The sequence below is a fragment of the Roseinatronobacter ekhonensis genome, assembly GCF_900499075.1.
GTDB classification, from domain to species: Bacteria; Pseudomonadota; Alphaproteobacteria; order Rhodobacterales; family Rhodobacteraceae; genus Roseinatronobacter; species Roseinatronobacter ekhonensis.
Genome location: NZ_UIHC01000010.1, coordinates 47552 through 67182, shown reverse-complemented (window position 1 = coordinate 67182; position 19631 = coordinate 47552). Strand labels below are relative to the sequence as shown.

The 19631-nt window shown below is 62.6% G+C and carries 18 protein-coding genes; 10 read left to right on the top strand and 8 right to left on the bottom strand.

Annotated elements, in window-relative coordinates; translation table 11 throughout:
• Positions 1–26 precede the first annotated feature (26 nt).
• From ROE7235_RS07005 to ROE7235_RS06985, 5 genes are all read left to right on the top strand, one after another.
• Complete coding sequence (locus ROE7235_RS07005) at positions 27–998, top strand: TRAP transporter substrate-binding protein (RefSeq protein WP_245963895.1); 972 nt, start codon at positions 27–29, stop codon at positions 996–998.
• Positions 999–1050: 52 nt separating this feature from the next.
• Positions 1051–1608 (top strand): TRAP transporter small permease, encoded by a 558-nt coding sequence (locus ROE7235_RS07000; RefSeq protein WP_183073373.1) that lies wholly within the window; start codon positions 1051–1053, stop codon positions 1606–1608.
• Between the two features lies 1 nt (position 1609).
• Entirely contained in the window at positions 1610–2914 is a 1305-nt protein-coding gene (locus tag ROE7235_RS06995; RefSeq protein WP_121094014.1) for a TRAP transporter large permease, read from the top strand.
• A complete protein-coding gene (locus ROE7235_RS06990) occupies positions 2884–3435 on the top strand; it encodes a winged helix DNA-binding protein (RefSeq protein ID WP_245963894.1) in 552 nt (183 codons plus the stop codon). The genes ROE7235_RS06995 and ROE7235_RS06990 overlap by 31 nt, the downstream gene beginning before the upstream one ends.
• A 70-nt stretch (positions 3436–3505) precedes the next feature.
• A complete protein-coding gene (locus ROE7235_RS06985) occupies positions 3506–4258 on the top strand; it encodes a tellurite resistance TerB family protein (RefSeq protein WP_121094012.1) in 753 nt (250 codons plus the stop codon).
• Positions 4259–4297: 39 nt separating this feature from the next.
• Here ROE7235_RS06985 and ROE7235_RS06980 read toward each other — a convergent pair whose 3' ends face one another.
• The 3 genes from ROE7235_RS06980 to ROE7235_RS06970 all read right to left on the bottom strand — a co-directional run bounded on the left by ROE7235_RS06980 (position 4298) and on the right by ROE7235_RS06970 (position 10633).
• Complete coding sequence (locus ROE7235_RS06980) at positions 4298–5734, bottom strand: hypothetical protein (RefSeq protein WP_121094010.1); 1437 nt, start codon at positions 5732–5734, stop codon at positions 4298–4300.
• Between the two features lie 202 nt (positions 5735–5936).
• A complete protein-coding gene (locus ROE7235_RS06975) occupies positions 5937–9383 on the bottom strand; it encodes a pyruvate carboxylase (RefSeq protein WP_121094008.1) in 3447 nt (1148 codons plus the stop codon).
• A gap of 86 nt (positions 9384–9469) precedes the next feature.
• Positions 9470–10633, bottom strand: coding sequence for an alpha-hydroxy acid oxidase (locus ROE7235_RS06970; RefSeq protein WP_121094091.1), 1164 nt, complete (start codon positions 10631–10633; stop codon positions 9470–9472).
• A gap of 159 nt (positions 10634–10792) precedes the next feature.
• On the opposite strand from ROE7235_RS06970, the gene ROE7235_RS06965 reads away from it, so the two are divergent.
• Both ROE7235_RS06965 and ROE7235_RS06960 read left to right on the top strand, forming a co-directional pair.
• Positions 10793–11260, top strand: coding sequence for a hypothetical protein (locus tag ROE7235_RS06965; protein WP_121094006.1), 468 nt, complete (start codon positions 10793–10795; stop codon positions 11258–11260).
• A gap of 73 nt (positions 11261–11333) precedes the next feature.
• Complete coding sequence (locus tag ROE7235_RS06960; protein ID WP_121094004.1) at positions 11334–13709, top strand: ATP-dependent helicase; 2376 nt, start codon at positions 11334–11336, stop codon at positions 13707–13709.
• A gap of 184 nt (positions 13710–13893) precedes the next feature.
• Here the strand turns inward: ROE7235_RS06960 and ROE7235_RS06955 are convergent, their stop codons facing one another.
• The 3 genes from ROE7235_RS06955 to ROE7235_RS06945 all read right to left on the bottom strand — a co-directional run bounded on the left by ROE7235_RS06955 (position 13894) and on the right by ROE7235_RS06945 (position 16543).
• Complete coding sequence (locus tag ROE7235_RS06955; protein WP_121094002.1) at positions 13894–14256, bottom strand: thiol-disulfide oxidoreductase DCC family protein; 363 nt, start codon at positions 14254–14256, stop codon at positions 13894–13896.
• A gap of 30 nt (positions 14257–14286) precedes the next feature.
• Positions 14287–15390, bottom strand: a complete 1104-nt coding sequence (locus ROE7235_RS06950; protein WP_121094000.1) for an alkane 1-monooxygenase — start codon at positions 15388–15390, stop codon at positions 14287–14289.
• A 109-nt stretch (positions 15391–15499) separates the two neighbouring features.
• Positions 15500–16543 carry an A/G-specific adenine glycosylase gene (locus ROE7235_RS06945; protein ID WP_121093998.1) on the bottom strand — a complete coding sequence of 348 codons (1044 nt, stop codon included), beginning with the start codon at positions 16541–16543 and terminating at the stop codon, positions 15500–15502.
• A 90-nt stretch (positions 16544–16633) separates the two neighbouring features.
• On the opposite strand from ROE7235_RS06945, the gene ROE7235_RS06940 reads away from it, so the two are divergent.
• From ROE7235_RS06940 to ROE7235_RS06930, 3 genes are read left to right on the top strand one after another with little or no spacing between them, the layout of a single operon-like run.
• On the top strand, positions 16634–17170 hold the full coding sequence (locus ROE7235_RS06940; RefSeq protein WP_121093996.1) for a DUF721 domain-containing protein: 537 nt from the start codon (positions 16634–16636) through the stop codon (positions 17168–17170).
• Positions 17170–17826, top strand: a complete 657-nt coding sequence (locus tag ROE7235_RS06935; protein ID WP_121093994.1) for a DsbA family protein — start codon at positions 17170–17172, stop codon at positions 17824–17826. Before ROE7235_RS06940 ends, ROE7235_RS06935 begins: the two co-directional genes overlap by 1 nt.
• Positions 17827–17830: 4 nt before the next feature.
• Positions 17831–18940, top strand: coding sequence for a CaiB/BaiF CoA transferase family protein (locus ROE7235_RS06930; protein ID WP_121093992.1), 1110 nt, complete (start codon positions 17831–17833; stop codon positions 18938–18940).
• Position 18941: 1 nt separating this feature from the next.
• On the opposite strand, the gene ROE7235_RS06925 is transcribed toward ROE7235_RS06930, so the two are convergent.
• Together ROE7235_RS06925 and ROE7235_RS06920 are read right to left on the bottom strand one after the other, a co-directional pair.
• The gene (locus ROE7235_RS06925; RefSeq protein ID WP_121093990.1) at positions 18942–19211 is read right to left on the bottom strand and encodes an HPr family phosphocarrier protein; all 270 of its coding nucleotides are present in this window, start codon (positions 19209–19211) and stop codon (positions 18942–18944) included.
• Between the two features lie 19 nt (positions 19212–19230).
• Complete coding sequence (locus tag ROE7235_RS06920) at positions 19231–19623, bottom strand: PTS sugar transporter subunit IIA (protein ID WP_121093988.1); 393 nt, start codon at positions 19621–19623, stop codon at positions 19231–19233.
• Positions 19624–19631: the final 8 nt, after the last annotated feature.

The following is a 19631-nucleotide window of genomic DNA, read 5'->3' as shown; positions in this document are numbered from 1 at the left end:
CCCGCATCCACAACAGGGGGTCCATCATGACCATTCGCTTTTCAACCGCCGCCGCGTTTCTTGCGCTGGCCACGTCGCCCGCCTTTGCCCAAACCGCGTGGGACATGCCCACGCCCTATGGCGACAGCGTGTTTCATACCCAAAATATCATGACTTTTGCCGATGATGTGCGCGACGCGACAGACGGCAGTGTCGATATCACGGTGCATTCCGCAGGCTCGCTGTTCGCGCATGGCCAGATCAAGGATTCGGTGCGCCGCGGGTTGGCCCCGATGGGCGAGATCCTGATGTCGCAGCTTGTGAATGAAAACCCGATTTTCGGGGCAGACAGCATTCCGTTTCTGGCCGCCAGCTATGACGACGCATCCGCCCTGTGGGACGCCTCGCGCGAGGATGTGGCGGGCGCGCTGGCCGAACAGGGCCTGACGCTTCTGTTTTCCGTGCCGTGGCCCGGCCAATCGCTTTACCTGCGTGAAGCGGTGACAGACCCCGCGCAACTGCAAGGCATGAGCTTCCGCGCCTATAACTCCGCCACCGAGCGCATGGCGCAACTGCTGGACATGGTGCCAACGCAGGTCGAGGCGGGCGATATTCCGACCGCATTCAGCACGGGGCGAATTTCGGGGATGATCACCTCGCCCTCGACCGGCGTGTCGTCGCAGGCGTGGGATTACACCAGCCACTACATCGACACGCAGGCATGGCTGCCCAAGAACATGGTGTTCGTGAACAGCGCGGCCCTTGCGGCCCTGAGTGAAGACGAGCAAGCCGCCATCATGGCCGCCGCAGAGGCCGCAGAGGCGCGCGGGTGGGACATGTCCGCCGCAGAAACCGCCGAGAAGATCGCCGGGCTGGAAGAAGGCGGCATGACCGTGATGCAACCGTCCGACGCGTTGTCGGCCAAGCTGGCAGAGGTGGGCGAGGTCATGCTCGACGAGTGGCTGGCGCAGGCGGGTGACGCGGGCGCGGCAATGATCGCGCGCTACCAGGGCGAATAAGCCAAACCTGGCAGGGCCACGCGCCCTGCCCTTTTCCGTTAAGGGGGCTGCCATGCTGCGCCGCGTGCTTGACCGACTATATGCCACGGCCCTTGGGGCTGCCTGTCTGGCCATGATCGCCATCGCAGGGCTGGTATTCCTGCAAATCATTGGGCGGATCATCGACCGCGTTCTGATCCTGTCGGGCGTGGACCCGCTGGGGCTGGCCATCCCGTCGCTGAGCGATTTCGGCGGGTTCCTGTTCGTCGCCGCTGCCACGCTTGCCCTGCCCGCCACGTTGCGCGCGGCGGGGCATGTGCGGGTCACACTGGCGCTGGCGCTGTTCGGCCCGCGCGTGGGCGGGGTGCTGACGGTCGCGGTGCTGGCGATCGCTCTGGCGCTGGCCGGGTTCGCCGCGTGGCATTCGGGGGCGCAGATGTGGGATTCGCTGTCGTTCAACACCGTGTCTTTCGGCATGGTAAAGGTGCCCCTGTGGATACCGCAGGCGGTTATGACCATGGGCTTTGCCCTGCTTGCACTGGCGGTGCTTGACGAATTGCTGACCGCCTTGCGCGGGGCCACACCCGCGTTCCGGCTGGCAGAGGCCAAGCGCAGCGAAGGGGGCCACTGACATGGATATTCTGACGCTGTCGATCATCCTTGTCATTGTCCTATTCGGATTGCTGCTGTCGGGCTTGTGGGTGGGCTTTTCGCTGATGGCCGTGGCCCTTGTGGCGATGGAGCTGACACGCCCCGGACTGGCGGGCGCGGTCTTCGCCACCAAGGTCTGGGGATCGCTGAACATCTGGGATCTGACTGCGCTGCCGATGTTCATCTGGATGGGCGAAATCCTGTTCCGCTCGCGCCTGTCATCAGACCTGTTTCGGGGGCTGGCGCCATTTACCCGCCGCCTGCCCGGCGGCTTGCTGCACGCCAATATCCTTGGCTGCGCGCTGTTTGCCGCCGTGTCGGGGTCATCCGCTGCGACAACCGCCACGGTGGGCCGCATGTCGCTGCCAGAGCTGAAGGCGCGCGGCTATGACCCGCAGCTCGCCATCGGCACGCTGGCGGGCGCGGGCACGTTCGGGTTTCTGATCCCGCCCTCGATCATCCTAATCGTTTACGGTGCCGCGACAGAACAAAGCATCGCGCGGCTATTCCTTGCAGGCGTGCTGCCGGGGCTGATGCTGGCCGCACTTTTCGCGGGCTATGTCATGATCTGGGCGCTGATGAACCGTGACCGCATGCCTGCGCCCGCCCCCGCGCCAAGCTGGGCCGAAAGGTGGGACGCCATTCGCGCACTTGGCCCGACCGTTGCGCTGATCGTGGCTGTCATCGGGTCGATCTATGCCGGGCTGGCCAGCCCCACCGAGGCCGCCGTCATCGGCGTGGTCGGCGCACTGCTGATTTCCGGTCTGTCGGGCGGTCTGGACATGGCCAGCGCCAAGGACAGCATAACGGGCGCGGCCATCACCACCTGCATGATCGCCTTCATCCTTGCGGGCGCGTCGTTCCTGACGGTTGCCATGGGCTACACCAGCATTCCGCGCCAGTTGGCGGCATGGATCGGCGATCAAGGCTATTCGCAATTCGCGCTGCTGGCGGCGCTGTTGGTGTTCTTTATCGTGCTGGGGTTCTTTCTGGACGGAATCTCGATCGTTGTGCTGACCACATCGGTCATCTTGCCCATGGTCATGGCCGCCGGAATTGACCCGATCTGGTTTGGCGTGTTCCTTGTGCTGGTGGTCGAGATGAGCCAGATCACCCCGCCCGTGGGCTTCAACCTGTTCGTGTTGCAATCCATCACCGGGCGCGGCATCTTTCAAATAGCCCGCATGGCGCTGCCGTTTTTCCTGATCCTGGTGCTTGCAACTGCCATTTTGTCAATATTCCCGGAGATTGCCCTGTGGCTTCCGAACACGATGCTGAACCGCTGAACCGCCCCGTCATCCCCGATATCGGGCCAGTCGTCAGTTCCGCGCATCTGGCCAATTCGTCGCTGCCCGCACTGTCGGAAGTGGAATTCGCGCTGACCATGGCGAACAATGCCTATCACCGCTGGATGATGCGTTGCATGACCGCCGCAGGGCTGCCGGGGCTGTCGCCTTTGGAAATTCTGATCGTGCATCTGGTCAACCACCGCGACCGCGCGAAAACCTTGGCCGATATCTGCCTTGTGCTGAACGTGGAAGATACGCATCTGGCCAATTACGCCATCAAGAAACTGCACGGGCACGGGTTGGTGAAGGTCGGGCGCAAGGGCAAGGAAAAGACCATCGGCATCACCGAGGAAGGTGCTGCACTCTGCAAACGCTACGGCGAAATCCGCGAGGCGCTTGTTGTGCGCGCCGCGCGCCAACTGGGCCACGATCCCGCCGATATAAGCCGTGTCGCGGCGCTGCTGCGCACCCTGTCGGGGGCATATGACCAAGCGGCGCGCGCGGCGGCTGCTTTATAGTGCGTATTTGGCTTGAACCGCTGCGCGGCCTTCCCATTTAAGAGGGGTCATTCAGAAAAAGGGCCTGCCGATGTTCGACGCGAAACGACTTCTTGACCAAGTGATGGGCGCGGCCCAAAGCGGCGATCTAGGCCAGCTTGGCAACCAGTTGGGCTTGGGCGGCGGGCAAAACGCCGCGCAACAAGGGCAGTCTGGCACACCGGCGCAGGGCGGTATGTATGCCGGGCAACTGGCTACAGGCGCCTTGGCTGGCGGCGTTCTGGGCCTGCTGATCGGCAACAAGAAAACCCGCAAGATGCTGGGCAAAGGGGCTGGCACCGCACTGAAAGTGGGCGGTCTGGCGGCGGTCGCGGGGCTGGCCTATACCGCTTACAAGCGGCATCAGGCGGGCCAGATCTCGTCCGCGCCGCAACAGGTGCAACTGCCCCCTGCGGATAGCGCCTTTGCGCCCGCACAAGCGCAGGGTGGCGAAAGCAATCTGGCCGAAGGCGTTTTGACCGCCATGATCCAAGGTGCCAAGGCGGATGGGCATATTGATGGGCATGAACATCAACGTATCTTTGGGCATCTTGACCAATTGGGGTTGGATTCCGACGCCAAGGCCTTTGTGATCGACGAATTGGCCGCGCCGGTTGATATGGCGCGCGTGGCCAAATACGCCACAAGCCCCGAGGTGGCGGCAGAACTTTACGCCGCCTCGCTACTCGCGATGGACCCGGATACGCCAGAGGAACGGACCTATCTGGACACTCTGGCCCGCGCATTGGGGATAGACGCCGGACTGGCGCAGGAACTGGAAAACGCCGTCGCGGAAACGCGCTGAACAGATGCGGGCGTGGTCCGGCCACGCCCGTATTGGCATTTAGCGGGTCGTGAACGGGATTTTCAGGCCCAGTGTGGCCACATTGCTGGACATGCCATTGCCGCGCAGCGCCGACAGGCGGCCCAAGCCCAGTGACACGGCCCAGTTATCACCCACACGGTAATCGAGTTCGGCGCGCAGCCCACCCAAGATACCGCCGGCCACGTTCACACCGCCGCCGCCGGCGGCACCGATATGCCCTTCAAGCGAAACGGCCCAACGCTCGCCGAGGTCAATCTGGTAGCCAAGGCCCAGCATCCCAATTGCATACCCGGCCACACCGCCATACAATGCGGTCTGACCATTGCCAGAGACATACAGGTTCTGACCCAGGAAATAGTCGAAAGAGCTTTCCTGCATGACGATGAAACTGGCGGGATTGGCGTTGAGAAAGTAATTCCCGCCGGTTTGATGGACCGAGATACCGCCGCTATAGGCCCAACGTTGGGGTGCACCCTGCCCGCGCGTGCGGTCGAAATTACGCAAAATCCCAAGCGAGACACCCGCAGCACGAAAGCTGCCGGTGGGCGCAACGATCGCGCCAAACGACAACTCGGCATCCAGCTTGCGCGTGACGGGCAGCCGCAGGCCAGCCATCGCTTCCACAAGCGGACCGGCACCGGTGTCCACCTCGCCACCACCGCCGAAGCCGACACCGCCTTCGACAAAAAGCGACGCCGGGCCAAGGGTAAAGTTGCGGCGCAGCCCGGTCGTCACCTGCATGTAACCCTGCGCGCCGCTCGCGGCACCTGCGGCACCAAGACTAAGCTGTGTGTTCGCCCCAAGACCGAACAGCGCACGCGCCCCCACCAAAGCAATGCGGCCCTGCGCCCCGCCCGCGCGATTACGCACGGAAGACGGGCTGGTATAGGCCGTCACGACCCCGCCTGCCGCATCCAGTTGCGCCCGCCAACTGCCGGGTGTCGCTGTCCCGATCTGGCGGCGCAAACCGATGCCGAAGGTTGGGCCGCTTATTGGCGCGCCGTCGATATCCACCCATGCGCCGGTCAACTGCACCGCCCAAGCGTCCGACACCTGATAATCCAGTGCCAGACCCGCGCGCAGCATCAAGCCGTCGCCAACCACCTGTGCCGCGCCGCCGCCGCCGCCGACAAAACCGGAGGCAGAGAGCGAGAACCCTTTCGACAAGGGCAGGCGCGCCACCCCTTCAAAGCCCCAGAAGAACGCGCCGCCTGCATCTCCCTGCACGGCGGAGTAAAAGCTCTGCCCGACGCTCAGGTTGTCCGTGAACTGATAGCCGACATAGATCCGGTTCAACCCTTCGATCAGGGTTTGCGGGGATGACAAGCGCTCGAACCCGGTTTCAACGGTCAGGTTCTGGGCCTCGACGGGCGTGGCCTCGACCGTGACATGAAGCGCGGCGGCAAGCGCCAGAACTTGGGCGGCACGGCGGCGTAGGAAAGAGACGTTGCGCAAATGCGGACCTATCGGTTTGGCGTGAAGGATCGAAAACGGACAATTACGAGGGTTGCCCGATTCCCCTTGCAAGGCAACCCCGCATTGCGCCGTCTGGCACCAAAGCCACAAATCCGCATGGCGACAGGGGCGCAAGCGCATCAAAAATCCCCGCGCAGCGTGTTGGCTGCGCGGGGATTTTGGGGGTCTGGTGATCCGAAGATTACTCTTCGAATTCGACCAACAGGTCTTTGGCCTCAATCTGCGCGCCGGGTTGGACATGGACAGCCTTGACCACCGCATCGCGGTCGGCATGCAAGCCGCTTTCCATTTTCATGGCCTCAATGGTCAGCAGCAAATCACCGGCCTTGACCTTCGCGCCCGCCTTGGCGGCCACGCTGGCCACGGCTCCCGGCATTGGTGCGCCGACATGCGCCGGGTTCGACGGATCGGCCTTGAGACGTTGCGCCGTTTTCGCCGCAACCTCGCGGTTAGCAACGCGCACGGCGCGGGGCTGGCCGTTCAGTTCGAAGAACACTTTTACCTCGCCATCATCGCCGGTTTCGCCGACGGTGATAAGCCGGATTTCCAGCGTTTTGCCGGGGTCGATTTCCGCCGAAATCTCCTCGCCCGGTTCCATCCCGTAGAAAAAGGTCCGCGTGGGTAGCGTGCGCACGGGGCCATAGACGCGGTGGCGCCCCATGTAATCCAAGAACACCTTGGGATACATCAGGTAGCCGTTCAGGTCTTCATCATCGATCTTGAACCCATCGAGATCATCGATCAGCTTGGCGCGCACCGCTTCCAGATCGACCGGGTCCAGATGCTTGCCGGGGCGGTCGTTGATGGGCGTGTCGTCCTTCAGCACCTTGCGTTGCAGCGCCTCTGGCCAACCGCCGGGGGGTTGGCCCAGATTGCCCTTCATCATGTCCACAACGGAATCCGGGAAGCTGACATCCTTGGACGGGCTTTCGACATCGTCGCGTTTCAGCCCTTGACTGACCATCATCAGCGCCATGTCACCCACCACTTTCGAGGATGGTGTGACCTTTACGATATCGCCGAACATCTTGTTCACGTCGGCATAGGTCTGGGCAACCTCTGGCCAGCGCTCTTCCAGCCCAAGGCTGCGCGCCTGCGCTTTGAGGTTGGTGAACTGGCCGCCCGGCATTTCGTGCAGGTAAACTTCGGAGGATGGTGCCTGTTGCGCGCTCTCAAACGCGGCATAATGCAAGCGGACCTGTTCCCAATAGTCCGAAATCTGGCGGATCGCGCCCATATCCAGACCCGTGTCACGCTCGGTAAAGCGCAGGGCTTCGACGATGGACCCGAGTGTCGGCTGGCTGGTATTGCCGGAAAACGCATCCATCGCGGCATCGGCGGCATCGACACCCGCTTCGGCGGCGGCAAGGATGGTCGCACCGGCAATGCCGCCGGTGTCATGCGTGTGGAAATGGATGGGCAAGCCCACCTCTTCCTTCAGCGCCTTGATCAGGATGCGGGCCGACGCGGGCTTCAACAGCCCCGCCATGTCCTTCAGACCCAGCACATGCGCGCCCGCGTCGCGCAATTCCTTGCCCATTGTGACGTAGTATTTCAGGTCGTATTTGGCGCGGTCGGGGTTCAGAATGTCGCCGGTGTAGCACACGGTTCCCTCGCAGACCTTGTCCGCCTCGATCACGGCATCCATGGCAACGCGCATGTTTTCAACCCAGTTCAGGCTGTCGAACACGCGGAACACATCGACCCCGCTGGTCGCTGCTTGCTTAACGAAAGCCTGCACCACGTTGTCGGGGTAATTCGTGTAACCCACGCCGTTCGACGCGCGCAGCAGCATCTGCGTCATCACGTTCGGCATGGCCGCGCGCAGGTCGCGCAGGCGTTGCCACGGGCATTCCTGCAAGAACCGATAGGCGACGTCAAAGGTCGCGCCACCCCAGCATTCCATGCTGAACAGGCCGGGCATCATGTGCGCATAGGCCGGGGCCACGCGGATCATGTCGATAGAGCGCATGCGCGTTGCCAGAAGCGACTGGTGCCCGTCGCGCATGGTGGTGTCGGTCAGCAGCAGCTTTGTCTGCGCCGCCATCCAGTCGGCCACGGCTTGGGGGCCCTCTTCCTCCAGTATTTGGCGGGTGCCGCGCGGCGGCACTTCGGACGTGACCTTGGGCGCGATAGGGTCTTTCAGCCCGGCAGGTGGCAGTGCGCGCCCCGCGGTTTCCGGGTGCCCGTTGACGGTTATATCGGCAACATAGGTCAGGATCTTGGTTGCGCGGTCGCGGCGTTTGCGGAAGCTGAACAGCTCATCCGTCGTGTCGATGAACTTGGTCGTATAGGTGTCATCCAGAAAGGTCGGGTGTTTCAGCAGGTTTTCGACAAAGGCGATGTTGGTGCTGACCCCGCGAATACGAAATTCGCGCAAGGCCCGGTCCATCCGGGCGATGGATTCCTTGGGCGTTGGCGCCCAAGCCGTGATCTTCACCAGAAGCGAGTCGTAATACCGTGTGATCACACCGCCCGCATAGGCCGTGCCGCCATCCAGACGAATGCCCATGCCGGTGGCAGAGCGATAGGCCGTCAAGCGGCCATAATCGGGGATAAAGTTGTTTAGCGGGTCTTCGGTCGTGATGCGGCATTGCAGCGCGTGGCCCGACAGCGTCACATCGCCCTGGCTGGGCGTGCCGGTCGCATCCGACAGTTGCGCCCCTTCGGCAATACGGATCTGCGCTTTGACGATGTCGATGCCGGTCACTTCCTCGGTGACAGTGTGTTCGACCTGAACGCGGGGATTGACCTCGATGAAATAGAATTTCTCATCGTCCATATCCATCAGAAATTCGACAGTGCCCGCGTTCTGGTAACCCACGGCACGGCCGATTTTCAGGCCCAGCTCGCAGACTTCGGCGCGCTGCGCCTCGGTCAGATACGGCGCGGGCGCGCGCTCGACCACCTTCTGGTTGCGGCGCTGCACGGTGCAATCGCGTTCAAACAGGTGATACAGGTTGCCATGCGTGTCGCCCAAAAGCTGCACTTCCACATGGCGGGCGCGCTGGATCATCTTTTCCAGATAGCCCTCGCCATTGCCAAAGGCGGCCTCGGCTTCGCGGCGGCCTTCGCGGACCTTGGCCTCAACCTCGTCATCCGACAGGATTGGGCGCATCCCGCGCCCGCCGCCGCCATGGCTGGCTTTCAGCATCAACGGAAAGCCGACCTCTTGCGCCATGCGGCGCACCTTATCCATGTCATCATCCAGCACTTCGGTGGCGGGAATGACCGGCACGCCGGCCTTTATGGCGACATGGCGCGCGCTGGCCTTGTCACCCAAGGCGCGCATGGTTTCGGCTTTCGGCCCGATAAAGGTGATGCCGTTGGCAACGCAAGCATCCACAAGGTCGGGGTTTTCCGACAAAAGGCCATAGCCCGGATGCACGGCATCCGCGCCGCTGGCCTTGGCCACGCGAATGATCTCGTCAATCGACAGATAGGCGGCAACCGGCCCCATCCCCTCACCGATCCGGTAAGCCTCATCCGCCTTGAAGCGGTGCAAGCCCAGCTTGTCTTCTTCCGCGTAGACCGCGACCGTGCGCTTGCCCAGTTCATTGGCGGCACGCATGATGCGGATGGCGATTTCGCCACGGTTCGCGACGAGGATTTTCTTGAAGTCGGCCATTTCGGTCCTTTCCGGAAGGGATGGCTAATTTTATTGCACGTTTTAGACAGATTATTGCGCGCAGGTAAAGCGCCTGTGAGGGTGCGTTACATTTCGTCGCGCCTGTCTTGACGTGGCGCAAGCTGTTCTGCGACGTGTTCGGCGCGTGTTGCGCCCAACTGCACCATATTGGCAATAAGGTCGTCGCGCAGGATATCCGCCAAGTGGCCTGCGCCCGTCGCACCCAAGGCGCCCAGCGCATAATGCCAACCACGCCCGAGCATAGTAAAATCCGCCCCACAGGCCAGCGCACGCAGCACGTCCAGCCCCGATTCTACCCCGCCGTCATAAACCAGCGGCATATCCGGCCCGACAGCCGCGCGCATGTCGCGTAGGGCGTCGAGCGCGGCGGGACCACCATCGAACTGCCGCCCACCATGGTTCGACACCCAGAGCGCATCGGCCCCTGCATCGCGCAGGCGCGGGCCATCGGCGGGGTCGAGCACACCTTTGATGACAAGCGGCCCATCCCACAGGTCGCGCACCGCATGCAGATAGTCCCAATCGGGGGCCGCGCGCAGCAAATAGCCCGGATGCGCGGTCGATGGCGCGTTGCCGTCAAGCTTCAGATATTCCTCCATCAGCCGCAGCCTTGGCGTGCCCACCATCAGCGTGCCAAGCGCCCATCTTGGGCGCTGCGCCACCTGCCACAGCATAGACGGCGTCAGCCTGGGCGGGATCGCGAGTTGCGCGCGCAATTGGCGCTCGCGCCTTGACGGCCCCGGCAGATCAACCGTCAGAACCAGCACTCGGAACCCGGCGTTTCTGGCGCGTGTCAAAATGTCCTTGCGGATGTCGGGGTCTTTGGGCGGGTAAAGCTGGAACCAGCCCATATCGCCCGCAATCGGCCCGATGGTTTCGGGCGTTTGCGTGGCCACCGTACTGAGCGTGTAGGGAATGCGACGGGCTTGCGCCATACCCGCCAAGGCGGCTTCGGCCCCCGGCCAAATCAGCCCCGACATGCCCACCGGTGCCACACCGACGGGCAAGGCGTAGTCCTGCCCCAGAAAGCGCGTGGTAAGGTCCGGCGTGATCGGCCCGCGCAGGATCGCAGGGCGGAACAACACCTGCTCCAACGCAGCGCGGTTGCGCGGCTTGACGGATTCGCTGCCAGTCGCGCTGTCAAGATATTCCCATACGAACCATGGCACGCGGGCTTTGCACGCGGCTTTCAGGTCAGACAATGCAGGGTATTTCAGGCTTGGGTCCATGGGCGCATAAAACGCGGGCGGGGCAAGATTGTAAACCGGGACCGTTGCAGCGCCGCGCAGGACAACCTCGGGCTTCCGAGCGCCCGCAACCATCTTCCCTTGATCCGTCCGCTCGCCCACGTTAACCTTTTGTTAATCTTCGTTAACGAAAGCAACCCAATGGGCGAAGTTGAACTTGCCGCGCTGCTCTGCGCCTTTCTTGGCGGCAGCCAAGCCGAAACACGCCAGTATTTCGATACTTACGAGATGAAGCGTCACATTCGCGTCGATTGCGAAACCGACCGCCACGTGATCGAGGTCGCGCTCGACGGCAAGTCTTCGGCGCGCGACAGCGTGCATCAGGCGCTTTTTGCAGCCCATCTGACTGGCAAAATACCAGCAGTCGTGATGATCGACCGCGACGGCTATGTCGGGCGGTTCGAATACGAAATGCGTCCGGTCACGCAGGCTTCTGGGGTCACCTATATCCGCTGCGCGCAGGACGTGATCCAGCGGTGGGCGGCAACATCGGGCCTGCGCGGCACCCCACGGGATCTGCGCACCGATGATATCCCCGTCACGGGCAACAGTGCGGTGTTGTGTGACCTGCGCGACCTAAGCACGGGCGACGAAACACCACTGTTCTGACATCGCGAAATATCTGGAACAATGCTTGAACATTGGGTTTAATTTCGCGCACGACCGCGCTAGAGTTTTCCCTATGTCCGATTTCAACACCGACCTGCCTTTATCTGCCCGCGCCATGGCCGCGCGCCCTGCCCCCTATCTGGACGGGCTGAACCCGGCGCAGCGCGAAGCGGTGGAAACGCTCGACGGTCCGGTCCTCATGCTGGCGGGCGCGGGCACCGGCAAGACCAAGGCGCTGACCGCGCGCATCGCGCATCTGCTGAACACGGGCCGCGCCTTTCCATCGCAAATCCTAGCTGTGACCTTCACCAACAAGGCCGCGCGCGAGATGAAATTGCGCGTTGGCGGCTACCTTGGCGACGCGGTCGAGGGGATGGCGTGGATGGGCACCTTCCATTCCATCAGCGCCAAACTGCTGCGCCGTCATGCCGAGTTGGTCGGCCTGAAATCCAGCTTCACGATTCTGGATATGGACGACCAGCTACGGCTAATAAAACAAATCCTGTCCGCCGCGAATATAGATGAGAAACGCTGGCCCCCGCGCCTGCTGGCCAATATTATCGACCAGTGGAAAAACCGCGCATGGACGCCGGAACAAGTGCCCTCGTCAGAGGCTAGCGCCTTCGACAATCGCGGAACCGAGTTCTACGCGGCCTATCAAGCGCGGTTGAAAACCCTGAACGCCTGCGATTTCGGCGATCTGCTGCTGCATTGCGTGACCATCTTTCAGGCACACCCGGATGTGCTCGAAAGTTATCAAAAGCGCTTCAAATACATTCTGGTGGACGAGTATCAGGACACCAACGTCGCCCAATACCTGTGGCTGCGGCTATTGGCGGCCGGGCACAAGAACATCTGCTGCGTGGGCGATGACGACCAGTCCATCTACGGCTGGCGCGGGGCCGAGGTGGGCAATATCCTGCGGTTTGAACGGGATTTTCCCGGTGCCAAAGTGGTGCGGCTGGAACAGAATTACCGCTCCACCCCGCATATTCTGGCGGCGGCAGGCCAAGTGATTTCCGGCAATCAGGACCGTCTGGGCAAGACGCTTTGGACCGAAGCGCAATCGGGCGAGAAACTGCGCCTGATCGGCCATTGGGACGGCGAGGAAGAGGCCCGCTGGGTGGGCGAGCAGATCGAGGATCTGCAACGCGGCACGCGCGGGCTGGCGCCGTTCAACTTGGAACAGATGGCGATCCTTGTGCGCGCCAGCCACCAGATGCGCGCGTTCGAGGACCGCTTCCTGACCATCGGCCTGCCCTACCGCGTCATTGGCGGGCCGCGCTTTTATGAGCGGATGGAAATTCGTGACGCGATGGCCTATTTCCGGCTGGCCGTCAGCCCCGCCGACGATCTGGCGTTCGAGCGGGTGGTCAACACCCCCAAGCGCGGCTTGGGCGACAAAGCGCAACAAACCATCCGGCGCTACGCCCGCAACGCCGAAGTGTCACTGGCGCAAGGCGCCGCGCGGGCGATAGAGGCCGACGAAATAAAGGGCCGCGGCGCGGGGCAGCTGCGCGCGTTTCTGGAAGGTGTTGAACGGTGGCACCGCGCTGTTCTGGGCCTTGGGGCTGTGCCCGACGACGATGCGCTGATCGAGACGGTCACGGACGACGCACCCTCTGGCAACCATATCGAACTGGCAGAGCAAATCCTGGAGGAATCCGGCTATACAGAGATGTGGCTGAACGACAAAACCCCAGAAGCGCCGGGGCGGCTGGACAACCTGAAGGAACTGATAAAGGCGCTGGACGGGTTCGAAAACCTGCAAGGCTTCCTCGAACACGTGTCGTTGGTCATGGACAATGAAAGCGACGGGGCCGAGGACAAGGTCAGCATCATGACGCTGCACGCGGCCAAGGGGCTGGAGTTTCCTGCCGTCTTCCTGCCGGGCTGGGAAGAAGGGCTGTTTCCGTCGCAACGCTCCATGGACGAATCCGGCCAGAAGGGCTTGGAGGAAGAACGCCGTCTTGCCTATGTCGGCATCACCCGCGCAGAGCAGCTGTGCACCATCAGTTTCGCCGCGAACCGGCGGGTGTATGGGCAATGGCAGTCGCAATTACCCTCGCGCTTTGTCGATGAATTGCCAGGTGACCATGTCGATGTGCTGACGCCGCCGGGGATATATGGCGGGATCGGTGCGGGTGTTGGCAGCACCGGGTTTGGCAGCGCGGTCGAAGAGCGCGCATCCAAGGCGGATGTGTATAACTCCCCCGGCTGGCGACGATTGCAAAGCGCCGAACGCAGCCAACCCAAGCTGGTCCATGGCACAGTGGTCCCGGATTTCGAGGAAGGCGCTCGCGTCTTTCACCAGAAATTCGGCTATGGGCGCGTGGCCTCGGTCGATGGCGATAAGTTGTTCGTGGAGTTCGAGAAATCGTCGCCGCGCCATGTCATGGCGGCCTTCGTGCAAGATGCAGATGCGGCGGCAGGGGATGTGCCGTTTTGAGGAGCGGTCTACGATCCGGGCACAATCGGCTGGCCGGGGACTGCCGATCTGACGCCTGAGTGATAGAACTTTATGCGAGCCAAATCCGAGAAACGGGTGCACGGAGAGGTTTGGTGGCCAAATCGGCAGGCCGCGGAACGGCCAGCCGGTTGCGCGGCGGGCTACGCCCTTGTTCCGCGCAAAATTACGCCCTCTTAGCCTCTCGCCGCAGATGCAGCCGGTAGAGCAACGGCGCGGCCAGCTTGTCATAAACCAGCCCGACCGCATGGCGTAGCCCCGGCAGTGCCACCAGCTTCGCGAGCCACCGCCAGCGCGGAAGTGCTTGCCAGATGAGCAGGAACGCCTGAAAGCCCGACAGGATTTGCCCCTTGTGGCGCGCATGCAGACGGCGCGTGGCCTGATCGGCGCTGATGCCCCAATCATCCAGCGGCGCGGTGTTCAGGTCGGTAAACGACAGATCGGCACCAGATGCAGCCGCCCGCGCGCGATAATGTGCGATCTCTGCTGAGCAGATAGGGCAGCGTCCGTTATACAGTATCTCTGTCATACACGTTAGTTAGTACCCTGCCCCGCCCTCTCAAGCCGCGCCTTTGGGCCAAGGTGTCGCATGGCGGTCGTAGGGCGCCCAATCCTCGATGTCGGGGTAAAACTGCCGACGCCACGCGCGCACCTTGGGGTTCATGAAGCGCCGCCACAGGGGCGGGACCATCGCCAACGTGGTCAACGCGGGGTAGCCATAAGGCAGTTGCGGGGCCTCGTCGTGCGAATAGGTCTGGAGCAACGGAAACCGCCGGTCGGGTTTGAAATGATGGTCGGAATGGCGTTGCAGGTTGATCATCAGCCAGTTCGACGCCTTGTGCGCCGCGTTCCAGCTGTGATGCGGGCGGACGGGTTCGTACTTGCCCTCTCCCAGATAGCGGCGGGTCAGGCCATAATGCTCTATGTAGTTGGTCAACTCCAACTGCCAGATCGCGATCAAGGCCTGCCATGCGAACAGCACAAGCCCCCACCAGCCGCCAATCAGCGCCGCCAGCAACAGCATTCCGCCCTGCAACGCGCCATAGCGCCAGAACGGGTTCGAACGGTGCCATGCCGATAGCCCCTTGCGGTTGAGCATCGCCGCTTCGGCGCGCAGGGCCGAACCGGGGCAATCGCGCAGCACCCGCCAGAAATAGGCTTGGAACCCCTCGCCCATACGCGCGGTCACAGGGTCGCGCGGGGTGGCCACGTAGCGGTGATGGACCTGCAAATGTTCCGACCGGAAATGACTATAAAGCACGGATGCAAGCAGCAGATCGCCCAGCCAGCGTTCCAGCTTGGTCTTTTGGTGCATCAATTCGTGGCTGTAGACGATGCCGATCACCCCGGACATGACGCCAACGCCGAACATCAGCGACAGGTCTTCGAACCAGTGCAGATGGTCGGTGGCGGCAATCCACCACAGCGTGCCGAAGATGACCGAGAATTGCACCGGAAACCAGACCAGCGTGATCGCGCGATACCAGAACAGGTCTTTCAGCGGGGTCTCGGTATCGGGGTTGTCCGTATTCAGCCCGGTGATGAAATCCATCGCTGTGAACACGCCCCAGCCGTAAAGTGGCATCAGGATCAGCCACCATCCGCCATAGGCTGCGCCCAGCACGACCAAGGGCACGAAACCCATGCTCGCCCAGAAGGGCATGGCGGCGGAAAAGCGACGGAATTGGTCTGGTGTCACGCGAGAACCTTTTGGCTTACCTGACGAAAATAGCGCAATCCTAGCACGCTGACAGCCCCCCGCGCCTGCGACATCACGCGCCAAGCTCTGGCGCGGCCAAGGCGTGGGCCTTGCGCATCAGCGTCGGCAGATCGGCGGGGCGGAACTGTGCGTCGGGCAGGAACTGGCCCGGCGTATCCATCGGCAGCCGTGCCACGCGCAGCGACAGACGCAGGTGAAAATGCGTGAAGGTGTGGCGCACCTCTGCGTCCAGCGCACGCCAATCGGCCGGGATGGGCGGAGCATCCACGGGGTCGGTCGTGGCCCAGTCAGTCCCCGGCCAGCCCAAGGTTCCGCCCAGCAATCCCTCGGGCGGACGACGCTCCAACAGCCACGCGCCATCTGCGCGCCGGCCTATATAGGCGATGCCGAAGCGCACAGGTTTTGCCGCTTTCGGCGTCTTGCGCGGCAGATCCGCCGCCGTGCCATTGGCCCGCGCGGCGCAAGGCCCGCGCCATGGGCAGATACCACAGGCGGGATTGCGCGGGGTGCAGATGGTCGCGCCCAGATCCATCACCGCCTGCGCATAATCGCCGGGGCGCTGGTCAGGCGTCAGCCGCGCGGCGTAATCCGTCAGCACGGGCTTTGCGGCGGGCAAGGGCGTATGCTCGTCGAACATACGCGCCATGACGCGCTCGACATTGCCATCAACCACGGTCTCTGTGCGATCGAACGCAATCGCGGCAATCGCGGCAGAGGTGTAGGGGCCAATCCCCGGCAGCTCTTGTAACCCCGCGCGCGTGTCGGGAAAGGCACCGCGCGCGGCAACGGCCCGCGCGCATTTCAGCAGGTTTCGGGCGCGGGCGTAATACCCAAGCCCCGCCCATTCGGCCATGACATCGCCATCCTCTGCCGCAGCCAGATCCTGAACGGTTGGCCAGCGTGCGGTGAAGCGGTGGAAATAGTCTTTGACAGCGGCGACGGTGGTCTGTTGCAGCATCACCTCGGACAGCCAGACGCGGTAAGGGTCGGCCCTGCCCCCGTCCGGCGGCACGCGCCATGGCAGCGCTCGGGCATGGCGATCATACCAATGCAGCAAATCCGCGGCCATGGTGGTGCTGTGCTCTGCGTCACGCATGTTTGACAGGCCATCCCCAAAAAAGCGGCGCGCCCCCTCTGGCCACGCGCGTTCATAAGGATAAACTGCGCCTGACAGGAGACAAACGCAATGCCACCCGCCCCGCCAAAAAAATCCGACCGCCGCATGCGCGGGTTTCAGGCCGCGTCCAGCTTGTTGGGGCCGCAAATCCGCAAGGTGGGCGAAGCGCGCGGCTTTGCCGTGTCGCGCCTGCTGACGCATTGGGCCGAAATCGCGGGGGCAGAGATTGCCGCCTGCGCGCGGCCCGTCAAGATCGGGTATACCAAGGGCGGGTTTGGCGCGACACTGACGCTGCTGACCACGGGTCCAGCCGCGCCCATGGTGCAAATGCAGCTTCCCCGCCTGCGCGAGAAGGTGAATGCCTGCTACGGCTACAACGCGATTTCACGCATCACGATCACCCAAACCGCGCCAACAGGCTTTGCAGAGGGGCAAGCAAGCTTTACCCACGCGCCCAAAGCGTCACCCAAAGCCCCCGACCCGCAGGTCGTGACCAAGGCCCGCGACGTCACCGGCGACGTGGCCGACGACGGCTTGCGCGCGGCGCTTGAACGTCTGGCCACGAATGTCCTAAGCAAACACGAGCGAACACAAGGAAAGACCTAATGAACAAATTCGTCCTGCCCGCGATTGCCGTGGCCGCTGCCCTTGGCGCAGGCGGCTGGTGGTATTCCAGCCAAACCACCCCTGCCGCCGCTGACAGCACCAACGCGCAAACCGCAAGCCCGGTGCAGGCGCATGAGCTGGATTTCCCGATCGGCAACCCCGACGCGCCAGTCACCGTGGTGGAGTATTCGTCCTTCACCTGCCCGCATTGTGCCAATTTCAACCAAGGCCCGTATGAACAGTTGAAAGCCGATTTCATCGACACCGGGCGCATTCAGTATATCAAGCGCGAAGTGTATTTCGACCGCTACGGGCTCTGGGCAGGCATGGTCGCCCGCTGCGGTGGCGGCGAGCGGTATCACGGCATCGCAGAGCTGCTGTATGAACAACAGCGCGAGTGGGCAGGCGCGAATGATCCCGCGCAGGTTGCCAACAATCTACGCCGTCTTGGCCGTCAGGCGGGTATGAATGACGCGGAACTGAACACGTGTCTGGAAGATGCCGATAAAGCACTGGAACTGACCGAGTTTTATCAGGCCAATGCCGAGGCCGACAATATTCGCGCCACCCCCACCTTCGTGATTAACGGGCAGCAATATCACAACATGTCCTATGATGAATTTGCCAATGTGCTGACCGAAAAGCTGGGCGAATAAGCGTATGCCGGGGCCACTGCACGGGCTGCGCGTGATCGAACTTGCGCGCATCCTCGCCGGTCCATGGGCGGGGCAGACGCTGGCCGATCTGGGTGCAGAGGTCATAAAGGTTGAAGCACCCGAAGGGGACGACACCCGCCGCTGGGGGCCACCTTTTGTCGACCGCGCGGATGGCACGCGTGATGCTGCGTATTTTCACGCGACGAACCGCGGCAAAGCCTCTGTGACCGCAGATTTCCGCACCGAAGACGGCCGCGCCAAGGTGCGCGCGCTGGTCGCGGAAGCCGATATCGTGATCGAGAATTTCAAGGTCGGCGGTCTGGCCAAATACGGGCTGGATTATGCCAGCCTATCGGCGCTCAATCCGGGTCTGATCTATTGCTCCATCACGGGGTTCGGACAAACCGGGCCATACGCCCACCGCGCGGGTTATGATTACATTATTCAGGGCATGTCGGGCCTGATGTCCGTCACCGGCCCCGATGATGGCCCGCCCTACAAGGTCGGTGTGGCCGTGACCGACATTATCACCGGCATCTATGCCAGCACGGCAATTCTGGCAGCAGTGCACGCCCGCACGCAGACCGGGCGCGGGCAGCATATCGACATGGCGCTGATGGATTGTGCTGTGTCCGTGATGGCAAATCAGGCCATGAACTATCTGGCCACCGGCACAGCGCCGGGCCGTTTGGGCAATTTTCACCCGAATCTGGCCCCCTATCAGGTGGTCCCCTGCGCCGATGGCCATATCATAATCGCCACCGGCAATGACGGGCAATACAAGCGGCTTTGTGCGCTTCTGAACCGCGCCGATCTGGCCGAAGCGCCAGAATTTGCAACCAATGCCGAGCGCGTGGCCCGGCGCGATGCGCTGTCGGACATAATTTGTGCCGAAACCGCCGCTTGGACCAAATCCGCCTTACTGACCGCCTGCGAGGCTCAGGGCGTGCCTGCCGGCCCGATCAACGACATGGCAGAGGTGTTCGACGACCCGCAAGTGCAAGCGCGCGGGTTGGAACTTGGGATGGGCGCCCTGAAAGGCGTTCGTTCGCCATTCCAGTTTGCAGGCGCGCCCGCGCCGCGCCCGGCGCCGATGCTTGGCGAAAACGACTAGGCTACATGCCCTCGCCGAACTTATCTGCGACCAGCGCGCGCAGCGCGTCTGCCGCGTCAGTTTCCTGCGGTCCTGATACACGCACCACGATGGACGTGCCGCGCGACGCGGCCAACATCAACAAGCCCATTATGGAATCGCCGGGCACGCTCATTCCGTCCTTCATGACCTCTATCTCTGCGTCAAAGCGCTCGGCCACTTCCACAAACTTGGCCGAAGCCCGCGCATGCAGCCCCTTTTCGTTCACGATTTCAAGTTCTTGTTCAATCATGCGGCGTATATTCCCGACCTTATCGACTGCCCAGTTCGATAGAGTTTATGTATTTCCGGCCCGATTCCAACGCCGCTGCCGTGGCTTCTGACAACGTCAGATCGCGCGATTTCGCCAGCTTTATCAGCATCGGCAGGTTCGCCCCATACAGAATGCGGCGGTTCGCGGTGGCGCAGGCTGGAAGCGACAGGTTGGACGGCGACCCGCCGAACATATCCGTGACCACAACCACACCCGAACCGCTATCAACGCGCTCGGCAGCGGCGGTGATCTCGGCCTGTTTGGCAGTGCGGTCATGGTCATACTCGATCGAAATCGCCACCATGCCGGATTGTTTGCCGATCACATGCTCGATCGCGGCCAGATATTCCCGCGCCAATCCACCATGTGCGACGATCACGACCCCGATCACGCCCCTAC

What these genes read in the sequence shown, in the direction of transcription:
- ROE7235_RS07005 (WP_245963895.1), top strand. Translation starts at nt 27, where the DNA reads ATGACCATTCGCTTTTCAACCGCCGCCGCGTTTCTTGCGCTGGCCACG.
- ROE7235_RS07000 (WP_183073373.1), top strand. Translation starts at nt 1,051, where the DNA reads ATGCTGCGCCGCGTGCTTGACCGACTATATGCCACGGCCCTTGGGGCT.
- ROE7235_RS06995 (WP_121094014.1), top strand. Translation starts at nt 1,610, where the DNA reads ATGGATATTCTGACGCTGTCGATCATCCTTGTCATTGTCCTATTCGGA.
- ROE7235_RS06985 (WP_121094012.1), top strand. Translation starts at nt 3,506, where the DNA reads ATGTTCGACGCGAAACGACTTCTTGACCAAGTGATGGGCGCGGCCCAA.
- ROE7235_RS06975 (WP_121094008.1), bottom strand. Translation starts at nt 9,383, where the DNA reads ATGGCCGACTTCAAGAAAATCCTCGTCGCGAACCGTGGCGAAATCGCC.
- ROE7235_RS06970 (WP_121094091.1), bottom strand. Translation starts at nt 10,633, where the DNA reads ATGGACCCAAGCCTGAAATACCCTGCATTGTCTGACCTGAAAGCCGCG.
- ROE7235_RS06965 (WP_121094006.1), top strand. Translation starts at nt 10,793, where the DNA reads ATGGGCGAAGTTGAACTTGCCGCGCTGCTCTGCGCCTTTCTTGGCGGC.
- ROE7235_RS06960 (WP_121094004.1), top strand. Translation starts at nt 11,334, where the DNA reads ATGTCCGATTTCAACACCGACCTGCCTTTATCTGCCCGCGCCATGGCC.
- ROE7235_RS06955 (WP_121094002.1), bottom strand. Translation starts at nt 14,256, where the DNA reads ATGACAGAGATACTGTATAACGGACGCTGCCCTATCTGCTCAGCAGAG.
- ROE7235_RS06950 (WP_121094000.1), bottom strand. Translation starts at nt 15,390, where the DNA reads ATGCCCTTCTGGGCGAGCATGGGTTTCGTGCCCTTGGTCGTGCTGGGC.
- ROE7235_RS06945 (WP_121093998.1), bottom strand. Translation starts at nt 16,543, where the DNA reads ATGCGTGACGCAGAGCACAGCACCACCATGGCCGCGGATTTGCTGCAT.
- ROE7235_RS06940 (WP_121093996.1), top strand. Translation starts at nt 16,634, where the DNA reads ATGCCACCCGCCCCGCCAAAAAAATCCGACCGCCGCATGCGCGGGTTT.
- ROE7235_RS06935 (WP_121093994.1), top strand. Translation starts at nt 17,170, where the DNA reads ATGAACAAATTCGTCCTGCCCGCGATTGCCGTGGCCGCTGCCCTTGGC.
- ROE7235_RS06930 (WP_121093992.1), top strand. Translation starts at nt 17,831, where the DNA reads ATGCCGGGGCCACTGCACGGGCTGCGCGTGATCGAACTTGCGCGCATC.
- ROE7235_RS06925 (WP_121093990.1), bottom strand. Translation starts at nt 19,211, where the DNA reads ATGATTGAACAAGAACTTGAAATCGTGAACGAAAAGGGGCTGCATGCG.